We start from the raw sequence: 21,073 nt of genomic DNA, 5'->3' as shown, positions 1-21,073 counted from the left end.
TGGTGGACATCGTGGCGAGCCCCGAGTCCCAGGAGCGTAAGCGCGAGTTGTTGCGACGTCGGTTGACGGCGGAGCGGCTCGCCTCCCACCAGGTGCCGGCCGAACCCGTCCGCCCGCGCCGGATCCCGGGCCACGGGTACCCACTCAGCCCGGGCCAGCTGCGGATGTGGTTCCTCCAACAGCTCGACCCCCACAGCGTCGCCTACAACATCTGCGCGGCGTTCGAGGTGACGGGCCAGCTGGATGGTGCCGGCCTGCGCGAAGCGCTGTCAGCCGTCGCGGGACGGCACGAAATCCTGCGCACCACCTACCGCGTGGCCGCGGACGGTCGTCCGGAGCAGGTCATCCACTCCGGCCTCACCCCGATATGGACGAGCCGGGACGTATCCGGAGAGCCTGCCGCCGCCCGCGACGCGCTGGTGGCGGAGATCGCGCGGCAGGAGTCCCGGCACGTCTTCGACCTCGCGTCCGAATCACCGTTGCGGGTGGCTCTGATCCGCCGGGCCACCGACCGGCACACACTCGTTCTCGTTGCCCACCACATCGCCTGGGACGACGGTGCCTGGGAGGTGTTCTTCCAGGAGCTCCTCGCGCACTATGGGCGCCGAGCCGCGGGGAGCGCGCACGTAACGCGCGATGAGGACGCCGCGCAGTACCTCGACCTGGCACCCGGACGGGACACCACCGCCGCGCATACGACCGCCGCCGCGTGTGACGCCGCCATCCCCACCGATGGCGTCGCGTTCTGGCGGCAGCGGCTGACTCCGCTGCCCGATCCGGTGCGGCTGCCCGACGGGCTGTCGCGCGACGTGCCGGACGGACAGGTGACGGCGCAAGCCGGCACGGTCGGTGATACCTCTGTGGCCCCTGCCGCGGATGCCGGCGGCCAGGTCACCTGCCGCTTCGCGCCGGGACTCGTCCCGCGCATCCGAGCGCTCGCCGCCGCCCACAGCGCGACTCCCTTCATGGTGCTGCTGGCCGCCTTCAGCGGGCTGATACACCGCTACACCGGGTCGACCGACTTCGTGCTGGGATCGCCGGTGGTCAACCGGGACGGCGCCGGCGCCGACCGTCTGATCGGCTACTTCGGTAACACCATCTGCCTGCGGGTACAGCCGCGGTCGTCGGATTCCTTCGTCGCTCTCCTTGTCCGGATCCGCGAAATCTGCCGAGGCGCCTTCGCGCACCAGGACGTCGACATCGAAGACATTGTCCGGGAGATCAACCCGCCTCGGGTCGACGGCGTGGCCAGCGTCTTCACCACGATGTTCGCCGTACGGGCCCCGGCCGCCGCGCACCTGGACACCGGTGCGCTGCACAGCGAACGCCGTCCCCTGCACAACGGCAGCGCGCAGCTCCCGTTGAGCGTCGTCGCCGAACTGGCGGACGACGGGCTCGAGCTGGAGGCGACATTCCTGACAGCGGTGCTGTCCGCGTCATCCGCCGCGGGCATCCTGCGCCATCTCGAACGCTTCCTGCGGGGGGCACTCGACGAGCCGGACCGGCCGATCGGCGCGCTCGAGCTGCTCTCCGACGCTGAACGCCACCGGCTGCTGGTGGAGTGGAACGACACCGATGAACCGGGCCCGGCCACCAGCTGGACCGAGTTGTTCCTCCGACAGGCCAGCCGGGCCCCTGACCGGACGGCTGTCGTGGCCGCTGGCACCGCGGTGAGCTACCGGGAGCTGGCTGGCCGGGCCGAGGCGTTCGCGCGCAGTCTGCTCGCCCGGGGCATCCGCCCCGGTCAGGTGGTCGCCCTGGCCGTCCCGCGTACCATCGACATGATCGTGGCGTTGGCCGGGGTGAACCGTGCCGGCGCGGCCTACCTGCCGATCGACCCCGGCTACCCGGCCGACCGTATCGGTTTCATGCTCGCTGACGCCCGACCGGCGTTGATCGTGACCACCCGTGCGCTGCTCCCCGCCCTGCCGATCCCGGACGAGGTCGGGACGATCGTTCTCGATGCCGCCCCGGGCGGCTCAAGGCCCGGTGAAGCGGCAGCCGGCGAGATGGCACCCGGCGGGGTGACGCTGCCCGCCCTCGATCCCGCGTCCACCGCCTATGTGATCTACACATCCGGGTCGACCGGACGCCCCAAGGCCGTGATCGTCCCGCATGGCGCGCTCACGAACTTCCTCAGCTGCATGGTTGAGCTGCTCGGCATCGCGCCGGACGACCGGGTGCTGGCACTGACCACACTCTCCTTCGACATCGCCGCCCTGGAACTACTCACACCGCTGACCACCGGTGCCGCCGTGCGCCTGGCGGACCAGGACGAGGCCCGTGACCCGGCCCGGCTCGCCGCCCTGCTCACGGCCGGCGAGGTCACCCTCGCGCAGGCGACCCCGTCCCGGTGGCGGTCGATCGTCGACGCGAGCGAGGCCGCGTTCCCCGGGGTGCGGGTGCTCACCGGCGGCGAACCGCTGTCGCGCGAGCTTGCCGCCGTGCTCACCGCGCGCGCCGAGCAGGTCGTGAACATGTACGGCCCGACCGAGACCACCATCTGGTCGACTACCAGCCCCGTCCTGGCCGGTGCCGGTCGACCGGCCATCGGGCGGCCGATCCGCGCCACCCGCGTCTACGTGCTGGATGCCGCGATGATGCCCGTCGCTCCCGGCGGCACCGGCGAGCTGTACATCGCCGGTGCCGGGGTGGCCGACGGGTACCTCGGCCGGCCGGCGTTGACCGCGTCCCGGTTCGTCGCGGATCCGTTCGATCATGGTGGGCGGCTCTACCGCACCGGCGACCTGGCGCGGTGGAACGTCCCAGGGGACTCCGGGAGCGCTGAACTGGAGGTCCTCGGCCGCGTGGACGAGCAGGTCAAGGTGCGCGGTTTCCGGATCGAGCCGGGGGAGATCGAAGCGGTTCTCGGTCAGCACCCCGCAGTCGCGCGCTGTGCCGTAGTGGCGTGGGACGGGGGCGCGTCCGGGCCGCGCCTGGCCGCCTATCTGGTGCCTGCCGACGGCACCGCACCCGATATCGCGGACCTGCGCGGACACCTCGCCCGCTCGCTTCCCGACCACATGGTGCCCGCGGCGTTCGTGTCGCTGCCGGCGCTGCCGACGACACCGAACGGGAAGCTCGACCGGCGTGGGCTGCCCGCACCCGACCTCGGGGTAGCCACCGGCTCGCGGATGCCCGTCACGTCGGCCGAGAGCGTGCTGTGCGGCCTGTTCGCCGACGTTCTCGGGCTCGATCGGGTCGGCGCCGACGACTCGTTCTTTCATCTCGGCGGGGACAGCATCCTCGCTTTCCAGCTGGTGGCACGGGCGCGAGCGGCTGGTCTGACCTGCGCGTTGCGGCATGTCTTCGAACACCCGACCGCGGCCGGGCTGGCCAGGTTCGGGACGGCGGCCACCACCGAGGCGGAAACCGCGACCGCGGACGCGGAGGGGGAGGGGGCCCGCGATGCGGATGCGTACGCACTCGTCGACGCGAGCCCTGACGACCTCGACCGCTGGCGGCTGCGCCACCCGGGGCTGACCGATGTCTGGCCGCTGTCACCGTTGCAGTCCGGACTGCTCTTTCACGCGCTCTACGACGGCGAGACCGCCGATACGGCGGACGTCTACGTCCTGCAGCTCATCGTCGATCTCGACGGCCCGCTGGACACCGCGGGGCTGCGGGCCGCGGCGCGCACGCTGTTCGACCGGCACGAGAATCTGCGGACGGCATTCGTGCCCGACGGGGACCTCCCCGTCCAGGTGGTCCTGCCGGCGGTCGACCCGGAGTGGACCGAGGCCGACCTTGCGGGATGGCCGCCCGCTGAGCGGCTGGCTGAGGCCGAGCGGCTCGCCAGCGCGGACCGGCTGGCGCGCTTCGACCTGTCCAGGCCGCCTCTCGTCCGGTTCCTGCTGGTCCGGACCGGTCCCGAGGCCTACCGGCTCGCGGTCTGCTCGCACCACATCGTGCTCGACGGCTGGTCCCTGCCGCTGCTGCTGCGCGAGCTGTTCGCCCGGTACGGGCAGGCCGCCCCGGGCCGCGAGGGGACAGCCGGGTTCGCGGGCCTGCCCTCACCAGCACGGCCCTACACCGATTACCTACGGTGGCTCACCGGACAGGACAGGCAGACCGCGCGGGCGGCGTGGGCACGGGCGCTCCAGGGCGTCACCGAACCGACCCTGCTCGCCCGTGGCGCCGCCCGTCCGTCCGGCCAGCGCACGGGGCAGCGCAACGACGCGCCCGGCGGTGCGCCACCGGAAGCCGTCGAACGCTGCGCCCAGGCCGCGCTGACCTCGCGGTTGACGGGCTTCGCCCGCGAGCACGGGAGCACCCTCAACACGCTGCTGCAGGCCGCCTGGGGGGTTCTGCTCGGCCGTGCGGCCGGCCGCAACGACGTGGTGTTCGGCACCACCGTCGCTGGTCGGCCGCCGGATCTCGCCGGTGCGCAGGACATGATCGGGATGTTCATCACCACGATCCCCGTCCGTGTCGTCCTCGATCCGGCGCAGACCGTTGCCGACCTCCTGCGCCGGCTGCGAGCCGAGCAGAACGCCCTGTTCGACCATCATTACCTGGGCCTCGGCGACATCCAGGAAGCCGCTGGCGGCGGGGAGCTGTTCGACACGCTCCTCGTGCTGGAGTCCTACCCCTTCGACCGGTCCACCCTGCTGCCGCGGGCGACCGGGCTGCGGCTGGCCGGGCTGGACGGCTTCGACGCCACCCACTACCCGCTCACGGTCCGGGTGATCCCCGGCGAGCGCATGCGTCTCACACTGCGTTACTTCCCGGATCTGCTGGATCGCGACACCGTCGTCACGCTCGCGGATCGATTTCTTGTTCTGCTCGGGGCCATCGCGGCCGGCCCGGAGAGCCCGGTAGGCCGGCTGGACGCGATGGCCCAGGCCGAACGGGCAGCGTTGCCAGCGGGCGCCGGTGTCTGTGCGGCCGGGGAATCCGGCAGCGGTGAGCAGGGGATACCGCGAGGGATACCGACCGCTGCCGAGCCGGTCGCGACCCTGCCGGAGCTGTTCGAGGCCCAGGCGCGCCGCGCGCCGGATGCGGCCGCCGTCCGGTGTGGCGACAGCGAGATCACCTACGCGGAGCTCGATGCCCGCGCGAACCGGCTCGCCGGTCTGCTGGCCGGGCGTGGGGTCGTCCCCGAATCGATCGTCGCCGTCGCGCTCGCGCGCTCGATCGATCTGGTCGTCGCGTTGCTGGCGGTGCAGAAAGCCGGCGGTGCCTACCTGCCGTTGGACGTCACCTACCCGCCGGACCGCCTCGAGTTCATGCTGCGGGACGCCGCGCCGGTGTGCGTGCTGACCGCGGCCGGTGGGCGTCCCGCGCTTCCGGCCCGCGCCGGGGCGCCGCTGATAGCGGTGGACGACCCGCTCGTCCTGGCCGCGTTGGCGCGGGAGTCGCCGGAGCGGCCGCCACCGGGACGAGCGCTGCCCGGCCATCCCGCCTACGTCATCTACACCTCCGGATCCACCGGCCAGCCCAAGGGCGTCGTGGTCCCGCATGAGGCCGTGACCCGGCTGTTCGCCCATACCCGGGCGTGGTTCGGCTTCGGTAGGACCGACGTGTGGACGATGTTCCACTCGGCATCCTTCGACTTCTCCGTGTGGGAGCTGTGGGGCCCCCTGCTGCACGGGGGCCGGCTCGTCGTCGTCGGCCACGACGTCTCCCGGTCCCCGGAGGCGTTTCTGGAGCTGCTGCGACGTGAGGCGGTGACGGTCCTCAGCCAGACGCCGTCCGCCTTCGGGCAGCTGCTCGAGGCCGACCGTGACGGCGGGCGTGATCCTTCCGAGCTGGCGCTCAGGTATGTGATCTTCGGTGGTGAGGCGCTGGATCTCGGCCGGCTGCCCGCGTGGTACGCCCGGCATCGCGACGACGCTCCCACGCTGGTCAACATGTACGGCATCACCGAGACCACCGTGCATGTCACCTACCTGCGGCTGGACCGGACCATCGCCACCACGGCCCGCGGTGGCGCGATCGGTGCGCCCATCCCGGGCCTGCGGGCCCGGATCCTCGATCAGCACCTCATGCCGGTACCCGCCGGTATCGCGGGGGAGCTGTATGTCAGCGGCGGCCAGCTCGCTCGCGGCTATCTGCGACGCCCGGCGCTGACCGCGCGGCGGTTCGTCGCCGACCCCTTCGGTGGCCCCGGCACGCGGATGTACCGCACAGGTGATCGTGCGCGCTGGTCCGCCGACGGTGGCCTGGAGTACCTCGGCCGGGCCGACGACCAGGTCAAGATCCGTGGGTTCCGGATCGAGCCCGGCGAGATCCAGGCGGTGCTCGAGGCCCATCCGACGGTGGAGCGCGCGGTGGTCCTCGCCCGGGAGGACCGGCCCGGTCACCGGCGGCTCGTCGCTTACGCCGTCGCCCGCCCCGGGCTGCGGATCGACGGCGAGAGCCTGCGCGGGCACGTCGCCGCGGCCCTGCCGGAGTTCATGGTCCCCGCGGCGTTCGTGGCGCTGGACGCGTTTGCGCTGACACGCAACGGAAAGCTCGACCGCTCGGCGCTGCCCGCCCCGGACATCGATGCGGTGGTCCGCACAACGGCTGGGCGCACAGACCGCGAACGTACCCTGTGCGCGCTGTTCGCCGCGGTCCTCGGCCTGGAACAGGCCGGCGTGGACGATGACTTCTTCGCCCTCGGCGGGGACAGCATCATCGCCATCCAGCTCGTCAACCGGGCCCGGCGGGAACAGCTCACGCTCACCCCGCGTGAGGTGTTCACCCACCGCACACCGGCCGCGCTCGCCGCCGCGCATCCCGACGCGACGCATCCCGACGCATCGGGTGCCGCGGCCGGTGAGGATGGCGGCGGCACCGGGGCGTACGCGGGTGCGGACGAAGACCCCGACGGCGTCGGGGTCTTCGTCCCCCTGCCGATCGTCCGGCACCTGGCCGAGTGGGGCGGGCCGATCGCGCGGTTCAACCAGGCGTTCCTGGTCCAGGCGCCCGCCGGGGTGGACCTCGGCTCGCTGCGGGCCGCCCTGCAGGTGGTGCTGGACCACCATGACGGTCTACGCGCGCGGCTGCGCCGCGCAGCCCCCGCACTGTGGCTGCTGGAAACCACGGCTCCCGGCTCCGTTCCGGCCGCTGATCTCCTGAGCCGGGTCGACGTCGCCGGATTGGACAACCCGGCGCTCCGGGCGGTCGTCGCGGTGGAGTCCGCCGCGGCCGCGGGCAGCCTCGACCCCGACGCCGGCACGATGCTGCGGGCGGTGTGGCTCGACGCGGGCAGGACACAACCGGGCCGGCTGCTCCTGGTTGCGCACCACCTGGTGGTCGACGGGGTGTCCTGGCGGATCATCCTGGCGGATCTCGATGCCGCCTGGTCGGCGTGCACGGCCGGCCGGCCGGCGAGGCTGGACCGGGCAGGTACCTCGCTGCGGGCATTTGCCCGTTTCTTCGCCGAGCAGGCACAGGATCTCCGGCGCCTGAGCGAACTGGAGCACTGGACGGCGACGCTCGCGCCGGGCGGACGGCTCGTGGGCGACGCGCACAGCGGCCCGGACGGTGACGGCCCGGACCGCGACGCGCACGGCGGCCCGAGCGGCACTGTGCCGACCGGCCTGGTACCGGCGGGCACGGCAGCAGGCGCGGGGATCGCCGCGGTCGGCACCGTCGCGGACACCGCCCGTCACGTCGTCGAGCTGCCGGTTTCCCTCACGGCACCGCTGCTGACCCGGGTGCCCGCCGCCGCGCGGGCCGACATCACCGACGTGCTGCTGGCGGCGCTGCGGACCGCCGTGTCGGCATGGCGGGACCACCGTGGCTGGGACGGTTCGGCCGATCTGCTCGTCGACCTGGAACGGCACGGACGCGAGGAGATCATCGCCGGTGTCGACCTGTCCCGCACGGTTGGCTGGTTCACCACGATCGCGCCCGTTCGGCTGCCCGCGTGCCCGGACGCGCGTGGAGCACTGGCCGAAGTGACCGAACGGCTGCGGGCGGTGCCCGACGGCGGCATCGGCTACGGGATGCTGCGGTACGCGAACGCCCACACGGCCCCGGTCTTCGCCGCGGCTGAGCGTGCGGAGGTGCTGTTCAACTATCTCGGCCGGTTCGGTGCCGACGCACCGGCCGCCTGGGGCCTGGCGGGTGAGTCCGACGCGCTTGCCGCCGATCCGGATCCCGCCATGGGCGTGGGATATGCGCTGACCGTCGACGCGGTCTGTGTGGAGACGCTGGCGGGCCCGACGCTCCGCGCGACCTTCACCTGTCTCTCCACGGGACTCACCGCGGCCGACACCGCGATGATCGTCGACGGCTGGGTGGACGCGCTGCGCGAGCTGACCGCACCCGCACCGGCACCGGCACCGGGCCGGGCAAGCGCCTCCGGTCGCGGGCTGGCGCCCTCGGATCTTGAACTCGTCAGCCTCTCCCAGGCTGACATCGACCGGATCGAGCGGGTGAGCCCGGCGCCGGTCGAGGACATCTGGCCGTTGTCGCCGCTGCAGGAGGGGCTGTTCTTCCACTCGGCCTACGACCGTACGAGCGACGCCTACACCGCCCAGTTCGCCCTGGATTTTGATCATCGTTTCGATGCTGGCCGGCTACGCCGCGCGTGCGAGGAGTTCATGGCTCGCAATCCGGCGCTACGCGCCGGCTTCCTCGGCGACGGGCTGCCCGGACCCGTGCAGTTCATCGCCGCGTCTCTCCCCGCGCCGCTGGAGGAGATCGACCTGACCGGGTGGGACGAGCCCGAGCGCGCCGAGCGTGCCGAGCGGCTGATGGCCGAGGACCGGCGGCGTCCGTTCGACGTCGCGAGCCCGCCGCTGTGGCGGCTGACCCTGCTGCGCCTCGGCGGCGGTCGCGACCGCCTGGTCATCAACCGGCAGGTACTGCTGTGGGACGGGTGGTCCGGAGCGCTGGTGATCGACCAGCTCCTGGGTCTCTACCAGCATGACGGTGACGGGGGGACAGGCGTCCCGGCCGCGTCCTATCGGGATTTTCTGCGCTGGCTCGGGCGGCAGGACACCGCCGCGGCCGCCGAGGCCTGGCGCACGCGGCTGGCTGATCTGGAGGGACCGACCCTGGTGGTGCCCGCGGCCCGCGGACTGGCACCCATCGCCCCGGCGCGGCTGACCACCGAGCTGCCGGACGCCACGGCGCGGGCGGTGCGAGAGCTGTCGCGGCGGCACGGCATCACGCTGAACACCATCTTCAACGTGGCGCTCGCGCTGGTGCTGGGGAGCGCGGTGGACAGCGACGACGTCGTGTTCGGGACGACCGTGGCGGGCCGTCCAACCGACATCGAGGGTATCGACGAGGTCATCGGGCTGTTCCTGAACACGGTGCCGGTGCGGGTGCGCCTGGATCCGCATGAGCCGATCGTGGAACTGCTGCGGCGGGTGCAGGCCGACCGTGTCGATCTGATGGAACACGAGTACCTGGGGCTCGGCGACATCCAGCGGGCCAGCGGGCATCCGTTGCTGTTCGACACCCTGTACGTGCTGCAGAACTTCATCGACGAGGTCGCGACGGAGCGCAGCAGTGCCGAGTACGGGATCACCGGTGGAACGAGCCTGGACCACACCCATTACCCGTTGACGTTCGTGTTGTTCCCCGGTGCGCGGATCACGCTGCGCCTGGAGTATCGCGCCGATGTGGTGCGGGCCGCTGTGGCCGGGGGGCTGCTCCGGCGGTTTGCCGGGCTCCTCGATCTGCTGGCGGCCGACGTGTCCGCCCCGGTGGGCTCCCTCGATGTGCTGTTGCCCGAAGAGCGCGCCCAGATCCTGGCCAGCTGCTCGGCCCCGGCGCTGCCGGTCGGCGGTGAGTCCGTCGCCGACCTGCTGGCGGCGCAGGCCGCGCGGACGCCGGATGTCACAGCGCTGGTCTTCGGCGCCGAACGGGTCAGTTATGCCGAGCTCGACAGCCGGGTGAACGGGCTGGCGCGGCTGCTGCTCGCCCACGGCGCCGGACCGGAGACCGTGGTGGCGCTGGCGCTCGGGCGCTCGGTCGACATGGTCGTGGCGCTGTTCGCGGTACTGCGCACGGGGGCGGCCTACCTCCCGCTGGAGCTGGACCATCCGGCCCGACGGCTGACTGACATGATCGTCGATGCGCGGGCCTGTCTGCTGGTCGCCACGCTCGCGGCGGCCAGGTATCTCGACGCCGATGTTCCGGTGCCCGCGGAGCCGGGCAGCGTCCCCGCCGACGTGGCGCGGGACGGCCAGAACGGCATCGCGTCGGTGCCGCGGCTGCTGCTCGACGACCCCGCGGCCGTCGGGGCACTGGCACGGCTGGACGCGGGCGAGCTCCGCGACGCCGAGCTCGCAGGCTTCGCGCGTGATCGTGCCGGCCGGCTCGACCACCCGGCATACGTGATCTACACATCGGGCTCGACCGGGCGCCCGAAGGGAGTCGTCACCCCGTACCGGGGGCTGACGAACATGTGGCTCAACCACCAGGAAGCAATCTTCGGTCCGGCCGTCGCGGCGGCGGGCGGCCGGCGGCTGCGGATCGCGCACACCGTCTCGTTCGCCTTCGACATGTCGTGGGAGGAGCTGCTGTGGCTTGTCGAGGGCCACGAGGTCCACATCTGTGATGAGAACCTGCGCCGCGACGCGGAGGCGCTGGTCGCCTATTGCGACACGCAGCGCATCGACGTCGTCAATGTGACCCCGACCTATGCCCACCACCTGTTCGAGCTCGGGCTGCTCGACCGCGGCGGAGACGGCGCCGGGAACCGTCCGGCACTGGTGATGCTCGGCGGCGAAGCGGTGTCGGAGGCGGTGTGGAACCGGTTGCGCGACACCGAGGACACCGCCGGGTACAACCTCTACGGCCCGACCGAATACACCATCAACACGCTGGGCGCGAGCACGGCCGACAGCGCGGCCCCGACAGTGGGACGCCCGATCCGCAACACCCGGGCCTACGTTCTGGACCGTTGGTTGCGGCCGGTTCCCGACGGGTTCCCGGGCGAGTTGTACATCGCCGGGGACGGCCTGGCCCGCGGATACCTCGGCCGGTCCGGCCTGACCGCCTCCCGGTTCGTCGCCGACCCGTGCACGCCGGGCGGCCGCATGTACCGCACCGGGGACATCGTCACCCGGCGTGACTCCGACGGGAACGTCGACTTCCTGGGGCGTACCGACGAACAGGTGAAGGTCCGCGGCCACCGCGTCGAACCCGCAGAGATCACTTCGGCGCTCGACCGGCACCTCGGCGTCAGCCAGGCAGCGGTGATCGCCGTTGCGGACGCCGCCGTGCCGGGGTCACGCACACTCGTCGCCTACGTCGTGCCCGCCGAGGTGCCGGCGACGGACCGGGCCACGGCCGAGGCCGAACAGGTGGCTGAATGGCGGCAGGTCTACACCGACGAGTACAGCGAGATCCCCACCGCCGTGCTGACCGAGGACTTTGCCGGCTGGGACTCCAGCTATGACGGCGCGCCCATCGCGCACGAGCACATGCGGGAGTGGCGCGCCGCGACCGTCGAACGGATCCGTGAGCTGGCACCCCGGCGAATACTGGAGATCGGTGTCGGGACCGGGCTGCTGCTCGGGCAGCTCGGGCCGCGGGCCGTGAGTTACTGGGGGACGGACTTCGCCGCGCCGGTCATCGAGAAGCTGCGCGCCGAGCTGGCGGGCGGCCCCGACCGGTTCGCAAACGTCGAGCTGCGGTGCCAGCCGGCGCACGTCACCGACGGCCTGCCGGAGGGCTTCTTCGACACCATCGTGATCAACTCGGTGGTGCAGTACTTCCCGAGCGCGGACTACCTGCGCTCGGTGCTCAACGGCGCGCTCGGCCTGCTCGCCCCGGGCGGAGCGGTGTTCGTCGGTGACGTCCGCAACCTGGGCCGGCTGCGCGCGTTCCACACCGCTGTCGAGCTCGCCCGCGCCGACGGCGACGGCGTGGAGCCGGCACGGCTGGCGGCAGCCGTCGAGCGGCGGCTGCGCCTGGAGAAGGAGCTCGTCCTGGCGCCGGAGTTCTTCACCGCATTCGCGGACACCGCCGAGGCGGCTGTGTCCATCCGGGTCAAGCGGGCCCGGTTCCACAACGAGCTCACCCGCCACCGGTTCGACGTCGTGATACGCCCGCGGTCGACCGGGTGGGTATCGCTGGCCGCGGCGCCGGCCCTGCGCTGGGGCCAGCAGATCATCGATCAGGAGGACCTGGCCGCCCAGCTGGAGTCCGGCCGTCCCGCGCTGCTGCGGGTCGTACGCATTCCCGACGCGCGGGTCGCGGGCGAACTGCTCGCCACCCGGGCGCTGTCGGATGGATACGCCGGGGGACCGGGCCCCCGGACCGGCCGCGGCGTCGATCCTGAGGACCTGTACGTCCTGGCCGAGCGGCTCGGATACGAACCGCACATCACCCTCTGCGCGGCAGACCCCGGCCTGTTCGACGCGGTGTTCGTCCGGGCGTCCGACGTCGGCCCGGGGCCGCGGACCGACGTCTACCTGCCCGATGACCAGCCGCACGACCAGCCGGGGGGCGCGGCGGGCACGGCGCTTGCCAATGATCCGACGGCCGCCCGGGAAGGCGCGGCTCTCGTTGCCCGGCTGCGCCGCGATCTGGGCGCCGTCCTGCCCAGTTACATGGTCCCGGCCGCGTTCGTGATCATGGCGGAGATCCCGCGGACCGCCAACGGCAAGCTCGACGTCGCGGCCCTGCCACCGGCCGAGCCGACGGTGGCCCGGACAACGGGCCGCCCGCCGTCGTCCCCGACGGAGGAGACGCTGCGCATGTTGTTCGCGGATGTGCTGGGCCTGCCCGAGGTAGGGGTCACGGACGACTTCTTCGCGCTTGGCGGCCATTCGCTGCTCGCCACCCGACTGATCAGCCGGGCCCGCGGTGCGCTCGGCACAGACCTGGCCATTCGCGACCTGTTCGAGGCGCCGACCGTCGCCGCGCTCGCTGTGCGCGCCGAGGGCGCCGCGGCGCCGGCCCGACCGCCGCTCGCTCCCGCGACGCGCCCGGAGCGGATTGCGCTGTCACCGGCGCAGCGCCGGCTGTGGCTGGTCGACCGGTTCGCGGACGGCACCGACGCCTACAACTATCCACTGGTGATCAAGTTGTACGGCGAGATCGACATTGAAGCGCTGCGGCTGGCCGCGGCAGACGTGTCGGATCGCCATGAGGTCCTGCGGACGGTCGTGGACGAGCACGAGGGCGAGGGCTATCAGCGGATCCTCGACCCCGCGGCGGCCCGGCCGCAGGTCGCACGTGTCGAGTGCGCGCCCGCCGAGCTTGCCGAGCGGGTGGCCGCCGCGGTCGCGGAGCCGTTCGACCTGGGGGCCGACCCGCCGCTGCGCATGACGGTCTTCCAGCTCAACCCCGCCGAGTCGGTACTCACGATCGTCCTGCACCACATCGCCACCGACGAATGGTCCGACCGCCCGTTCCTGCTCGACCTCGATGCCGCGTACAGCGCACGCAGGGCGGGGGCGGCGCCAGGGTGGGAGCCGCTGCCGGTCCAGTACGCCGACTTCACTGCCTGGCAGCGTGATCTGCTGGGGACGCCCGCGGACCCGGACAGCCTCGCCGCCCGGCAGCTCAGCTTCTGGTCGCGAGCCCTGCGGGACCTGCCCGAGGAGATCCCGCTGCCCCTGGACCGCCCGCGTCCGCCGGTGCGCGACGGCGCGGGCGGGCGGGAGACCCGCGAGCTGCCCGCCGCGACCGCCACCGCACTGCGCGCCCTGTGCACACGGACCGCGACGAGCATGTCCATGCTGGCCCATGCGTCGATCGCGACGCTGCTGCACCGCCTCGGAGCCGGGGACGACATCCCCCTCGGGGTGCCCATCGCGGGCCGCACGGATGAGGCGCTCGACGGCCTCGTCGGATTCTTCGTCAACACCCTCGTCCTGCGTTCGGACCTGTCCGGCGATCCGGCCTTCGCCGAGCTGCTGGAACGGACGCGGGAGACCGACCTCGCCGCGTTCGACCACCAGGACGTCCCGTTCGAGCAGGTGGTCGCCGCCCACAACCCGCGCCGCTCGGCCGGCCGCAACCCGTTGTTCCAGGTGATGACGGGCTACCACCACCTCGCCGACGACGATCGGACGCTGCTTGGCCTGCCGGCCCGATGGCTGGCCCCGGCGGTCGGCACGGTCAAGTTCGATCTCGACGTCACCTTCGTCGACCGAAGCGCGCGCAACCACATCACGCTGCTGCTGGAGTACGCCACCGACGTCATGGATCCCGCGGCCGCGCGGCGGCTGGCCGACCGGCTGGTCGATCTGCTGGCGGAGATCTCGCGTCACCCGGACCGTCCGGTCAGCCGGCTGGCGGTGCTCAGCCCGGACGAACGGGCCGCGGCGCTCGCGGCGGCGAGCGGGGCCGAGCGGCCGGTGCCGCGGGTCACAGTGCCGACACTGTTCGCGCGGGTGGCAGCCGACCATCCGGACCGTGTCGCGCTGGTCACCGGCGGACAGCAGGTAACGTTCGGTGAGCTCTTGGATCAGGTGAACCGGTTCGCCCACCTGCTCGCACGCCACGGCGCGGGCCGTGAGTCCGTGATCGCCCTGGCGCTGCCCCGGGCCTGGATGGTCCCCGCGATCCTCGGCGTCATGGCCGCGGGCGCGAGCTACCTGCCGATCGACGACAGCTACCCGGCGGACCGGCTGGCTTTCCTGCTGACCGACGCCGCACCCGTCGCTCTGGTCACCACCACCGACATCGCCGCGCGGCTGTCCTCGTCCGGTATCGAGACAGTCATCATTGATGATCCGCGGACCACCGCGGAACTGGCGGCCGGCCCGGCCACCGCGCCGGCCACCGGCGACGGCCTCGAGCCCGGCAACGCCGCCTACGTCATCTACACCTCCGGTTCCACCGGTGTCCCCAAGGCCGTGGTCGGCACGCACCAGGGGCTGGTGAACCTGTTCACGTCGCATGCCGCGGACATCATCGGCCCGGCCCGGACCGCCGCCGGCCGCACCGTCCTGCGCGCCGTCCACGCGGCGTCGTTCAGCTTCGACGGATCGTGGGAGCCGTTGCTCTGGCTGCTCGCCGGGCACGAGGTGCACGTTGTCGACGAATCCACGATGCGCGACCCCGCGGCGTTGGCGTCCTACCTCGCGCGGGAGCGGATCGATTTCCTCGACGTCACCCCGACCTACCTGCGGGAGCTGAGCCATCAGGGCTTCCTCGAGCCCGGCGGCTACCGGCCGGGCGTGCTCGCGGTCGGCGGGGAGGCCATGCCACCGGCCCTGTGGGAGCGGCTGCGTGCGCTGCCGGAGATGATCACGCACGACCTGTATGGGCCGACCGAGTACACCGTGGACGCCTACGGATGGCACAGCGCGGGCGGACAGGACCGGGCGGCGCCGATCGCCAACACCCGCGCGTACGTGCTGGGCGCCGCGCTGGATCCGCTGCCCGTCGGCGTCCCCGGCGAGCTGTACCTCGCGGGTGCGGGCCTGGCCCGTGGCTACCTGCGCCGGCCGGGCCTGACCGCCGCACGGTTCGTGCCCGACCCGTTCGTGCCCGACCCGTTCGTGCCCGACCCGTTCGTGTCCTCCGGTGGCCGCATGTACCGCACCGGCGACCGTGCCCGGCGCCGCGCCGACGGCACCCTGGACTATCTGGGCCGTGTCGACGACCAGGTGAAGCTGCGCGGTTTCCGGATCGAGCCCGCGGAGATCGAGAACGTGCTCGGGGAGTGTCCGGATGTCGCGCACGCCGCGGTCGTGGTCCGCGAGGACGCCCCGGGAGCCTCCCGGCTGGTCGCCTACATCATTCCGGTCGCCGGTGCCGACCCGGATCCGGGTGAGCTGAGGGCGCGGCTCGCCCGCACGCTGCCCGCGCACATGGTGCCCCAGGCGTTCGTCACACTGCCGGAGCTGCCGCGCACACCCAACGGCAAACTGGACCGCGCGGCGCTGCCGGCCCCGGAGGCACCGGTCATGGCCGGCGGGCGCGGTCCGCGTGACGCCCGCGAGGACCTGCTGGCGGAACAGTTCGCTGCCGTGCTGGGGGTCGAGCGAGTCGGCGTCGACGACGACTTCTTCGCACTCGGCGGGCACTCACTGCTGGTGATGCGCCTGCTCAGCAGGATCCGGTCGGTGTTCGGCGTCGAGATCTCCCCCCGGTCGGTCTTCGACGAGCCGACCGTCGCCCGGCTGGCCGGGCTCCTGCACGGTGCTGGCGTGGCCCGGCCGGCGTTCGCGGCGGCGCTCCGGCCCGAACGCCTGCCGCTGTCCTTCGCCCAGCGGCGGATGTGGGTGATCGGGCAGGTGGAGGGACCGAGCCCGACGTACAACATCCCGATCACCTGGCGGCTGACCGGTCCGCTCGACCTCGACGCGTTGCGTGCCGCCGTACACGACGTCGTCGGCCGCCACGAGGCGCTACGCACGGTGTTCCCCGCGCCGGATGGAGAGCCGTTCCAACAGATCCTCGACCCGGGTGCGGTACGCGTTCCCTTCGACATCCTCATCCTCGATGTGGATCCGGCCGGCCCGGACGGCGCGGGGACGGGGCTCGCGGACCGGCTGGCGCGGGCCGCCGCCTACCCGTTCGCGCTCGATCACGAACCACCGGTCCGGGTGACCGTGCTGCGGATCGGGCCGTTGCTGCACATCGTCCAGTTCCTGGTGCATCACATCGCCGCCGACGAGGGTTCGGACCGGCCGTTGGCCCGGGACCTGTCCGCCGCCTACCGTGCCCGGATCACCGGCGCCGCCGCGCGGTGGGCACCACTGCCGGCGCAGTACGCCGACTACACGCTCTGGCAGCGCGATCTGCTCGGCGATGACAACGACCCGGCCAGCCTGGCCTCCACCCAGCGCGAGTTCTGGCGCCAGGCCCTGGCCGGGCTGCCGGAGGAGATCGCCCTGCCCACCGACCGGGCCCGCCCGGTGGAGCCGAGCCACGCCGGCGGCGTGGTCGAGTGCTCGTGGGGGCCTGAGCTGGCAGCGGGCCTGCGGGCGGTGGCCCGCACACACGACGTCAGTGTGTTCATGGTGCTCCAGGCGATCGTCGCGACACTGTTGCACCGAACCGGTGCCGGGGACGACATTGCCCTGGGCAGCCCGATCGCGGGACGTGTCGACGAGCGGCTGGACGACCTGGTCGGCTTCTTCCTCAACACCCTTGTGCTGCGGACCGACCTGTCGGGCGACCCGGCCTTCACCGACGTGCTCGCGCGGGTCCGGACGGCCGGCCTTGCGGCGTTCGATCATCAGGATCTGCCGTTCGACCGGGTCGTCGAGGCGGTGAACCCACCCCGGTCGCTGTCGCGACACCCGTTGTTCCAGGTGATGGTGGTGTATCTGCCCGTTTCCGACGCGGCCGACGAGCTGGGCCTTCCCGGTGTCATGGCACGCCCGGAGCCGGTCCGCGCCGCGACCGCGAAGTTCGATCTTTCCTTCGACTTCCTGGAACGCCCGGCGGACGTGGGGATGACCGTCAGCCTGGCATACAGCACGGACCTGTTCGACCGTGACACGGTCGAGCGGATCGGACGCCGCCTGCGTCACCTCGCCGGCGCCGTCGTCGCCGATCCCGGACAGCGCGTGGGGTCCGTGCCCGTTCTCGACGAAGCCGAGCGGGCGACGGTACTGGTCGATTTCAACCGCGGCGCCCGTGACGTCGTCGAGCTGACGTGGCCGGCGGCGTTCGCCGCGCAGGTCCGGCGCTCCCCGGCCGCCGTCGCGGTGGTCTGTGAGGACGTTGAGCTGACCTATGCCGAGCTTGACGCACGGGCGAACCGGCTGGCCCACCTGCTGGTGGCACGTGGGGTGCGATGCGAGGACGTGGTCGCCGTCGCGGTGCCGAGATCGGTCGAGATGGTCGTCGCACTGCTTGGGGTGATGAAGTCCGGTGCGGCCTATCTACCCGTTGACCTTGAGCATCCACCGGGCCGGGTCGCTTACATGATCTCCGATGCGGGAGCGCGGCTGCTGGTGTCCACGAGCGGGCACACGGGCGAGCTGGGAGCGCTCGGCGCCCTCGACATTAGCAACGATCACGGTGCTGTTGATGATCTTCGTCGTGCCGGGCCGGGACTGGTACTGCTCGACGACCCGGCGACCGCCATCGAGCTCGCGGCCCACCCGAGCACCTCTCCCGGCACGGACGGCACCGGCGCAGAGCTGTCCCCGGGGCTCGACAACGCCGCGTATGTGATCTACACATCGGGGTCGACCGGACGCCCGAAGGGCGTGGTCATCACACACGAGGGCATCGGCAGCCTCGTCGCCACCGCCGTGGACCGGCTCGGCGTGGACGAGACGTCCAGGGTGGCGCAGTTCGCCTCTGTCGGGTTCGACGTCGCCGTGTGGGATCTGTGCATGGCACTGTGTGTCGGTGGCCGGTCGATCGTCGTGCCGGCCGGCCGCCGGGTCGCCGGCCCGGAGCTGACCGGCTACCTCGGCCACCACGGCGCGACACACATGATCCTGCCGCCGTCACTGGTGGCGGCCCTGCCGCCGGACTGCGCGCTGCCGGCCGGATCCGTTCTGGTCGTCGGCACCGAGACCGTGCCGATCGAAACCGTCCGGCGATGGTCACGCGACCTGCGGGTGGTCGCCGCCTACGGGCTGACCGAGGCGACGGTGAACTCCACGCTGTGGGCGGCGGAACCCGGCTGGGAGGGTCCCATCCCGATCGGGATCCCCGACCCGAACACCCGCGCCTACGTCCTGGACGCGGCCCTGCGGCCGGTGGGCGTGGGCGTGGCCGGCGAGCTGTACATCGGTGGCCGGGGGCTGGCGCGCGGATACCGGGGACGGCCTGGACTCACCGCCGAACGGTTCGTTGCCGATCCCTTCGGCGGGTCCGGCGCCCGCCTGTACCGCACCGGCGACCAGGCACGCTGGCGCGCGGACGGCGTCCTGACCTTCCTCGGCCGGTCGGACGACCAGATCAAGATCCGCGGCTGGCGGATCGAGCCGGGCGAGGTCCAGGCGGTGCTGATGCGTCACCCCGACGTCCGCCAGGCCGCCGTGCTCGCCCGGGAGGATCAGCCCGGGGTGCGCCGTCTCGTCGCCTATGCCGTGCCGGCCGGCTGCGCGCTGGATCCGGCCGGCGTGCGCGCGTATACCGCGGAGCGCCTACCGGAGTACATGGTGCCGGCGGCGGTGGTGCCGGTGGCGGGACGACTGCCGCTGACACCCAATGGCAAACTGGACCGCGCGGCGCTGCCGGCCCCGGACTTCGCCGCCGACGTGTCGGACCGGCCGCCCGCGACGCCGCTGGAAGCGCGGATCAGCGAAATCTTCGCGGCTGTCCTCGGGCTGGCGCGCGTCGGCGTCGACGATGACTTCTTCGCCTTCGGCGGGGACAGCATCATCGCGATGCGGCTGGTCAGTCACTTCCGCGCGCAGGGGCTGGCGCTCAGAGCACGCCAGGTGTTCCGCCATCGGACGCCCGCCGCGCTCGCCGCGGCCATCGCCACTCAACCCGATGGCTCCGCTCAACCGGACGGCTCCGCTCAACCGGGTGACGCGGGGGAGGCTGCCGACGACGGCGTCGGTCTCGTTCCGCTCACGCCCGCGCTGCTCGCGTTGCGGGCGAGCGGGACCGAGCCGCGGGGGTTCTCCTCACCGATTCTCCTTCAGGTACCGGCGGGCCTGGACATCCCGGTGCTGGTCGCCGGGCTGGCCGCCGTGGCCGATCGGCACGGCCTGCTGCGGTCCCGGCTCATCCGCGTCGGTGCCGGGGGCCCGGCGCCCGCTGACGCCGCGGTGACCAGCGCGGACGGGGGGCCGGCCTGGTTCCTCGAGGTGGCCCCCCGCGGCAGCGCCGACGTTCGGTCGTGGCTCTGTCGGGTGGAGATGGGGGTGATGACCGACACGATGAGTGACGCGATGACCGGCGGGGCGGACCGCGACGGCAGCCTCCACGTCTTCTTCGATCTCCACGCGCGGATCGCGGCCGAGGAGCTGGATCCGGAACTGGGCGTGATGGTGCGCTGTGTGTGGTTCGACGCCGGTGACGAGCGTCCGGGCCGCCTGCTCGTCCTGATCCACCATCTTGTGATCGACGGGGTGTCCTGGCGGGTACTGCTGGCGGACCTGGCGACGGTCTGGTCGGCCCTGTCCGCCGGCGCTGTCCCGCGGCTGGAGCCGGTACCGACCTCCTACCGGCGGTGGGCCCGGCGGCTGGCCGAACGAGCCCAGGACCCCGGGCGTGAAGCACAGCTGCCGTTCTGGACGGAGCTGCTCGCGCGCGGCGGGCCGCTGCCCCGACCGGCGGGCACGACGTACCACGGCGATCGGGCCGGCGTCGCGTCCGCGCAACCGGTCACCGTCTCGGTGCCGGGCGCCGCAGCGCTGCTGTCCAGCGTGCCAGCCGCGTTCGACGCAGGCGTCGACGAGCTGCTGCTGACGGCGTTGTCGCTGGCGATCGCCGACTGTCGTCGACGCTGGTGTGGCGGGGACCCGACCGGAGTGCTCGTCGCCGTCGAGGGGCACGGGCGCCAGGAACAGGTCGTCGACGACCTGGATCTGTCCCGGACCGTCGGTTGGTTCGCCGAGGTTTTCCCGATCTGCCTGGAACACGATCCTATCGATCTTGAGACCTGCGCCGCGGGCTTCGCCGTCCACCGTGGTGCCCGTCCCGGTGATGCGGGTCTGGGTGATGCGGGTCTCGGCGACGCGCGGGGCGTGGCTTCGGCGCTGGACGCGGCGGTCAGCGCGACCCGCGTCCGGATGGCGGCGATCCCCGACGGCGGTACCGGCTACAACCTGCTGCGCCACCTGAACCCGCGCACGGCCCCGGTTCTCGCCACGGCCCGGCAGCCGGATATCTACTTCAACTACGAGGGCCGGCTGGCGCGGCCGGAGCCGGTTGACTGGGCGGTCGCCGCTGAGGACGAGACCCTGTTCGCCGGTTGGAACGAGGATCGGCCCGACCCGTTCGCGCTGTCCGTCATAGTCCGCGCGGTTGACCGGGCCGACGGGCCGGAGCTGATCGCCCGGTGGACATCCGGGCCCGGAGGGTTGCCGACGGACGCGGTGCGGGACCTGGCGCTGTCATGGACGTGGGCGCTCGGTGCGTTGCGGTGGAGAGCCGGGCAGCTCGGGCGGCGCTGACGCCCGTCCTTCAGTCCGTCCTTGCGCGGACCGGAGCCTGGCCGGATTCTTTTCATCGGATTCAAATAAAGTTAACTTAACTTAATTCATACGGTGATCGGACGACCGGCGCCGGGGATCTG

1 protein-coding gene is annotated in these 21,073 nt (G+C 72.4%); it reads left to right on the top strand.

Going from position 1 to position 21,073, the window contains the following annotated elements; translation table 11 throughout:
* Nucleotides 1-11 precede the first annotated feature (11 nt).
* Nucleotides 12-20,951, top strand: a complete 20,940-nt coding sequence (locus MJ797_RS06455) for a non-ribosomal peptide synthetase (RefSeq protein WP_305039686.1) — start codon at nucleotides 12-14, stop codon at nucleotides 20,949-20,951.
* The last annotated feature ends 122 nt before the right edge of the window (nucleotides 20,952-21,073 follow it).

The organism is Protofrankia sp. CiP3, from assembly GCF_917627345.1.
In the GTDB taxonomy this organism is placed as follows: Bacteria; Actinomycetota; Actinomycetes; order Frankiales; family Frankiaceae; genus Protofrankia.
This window is presented reverse-complemented; position numbering and strand designations above follow the sequence as displayed.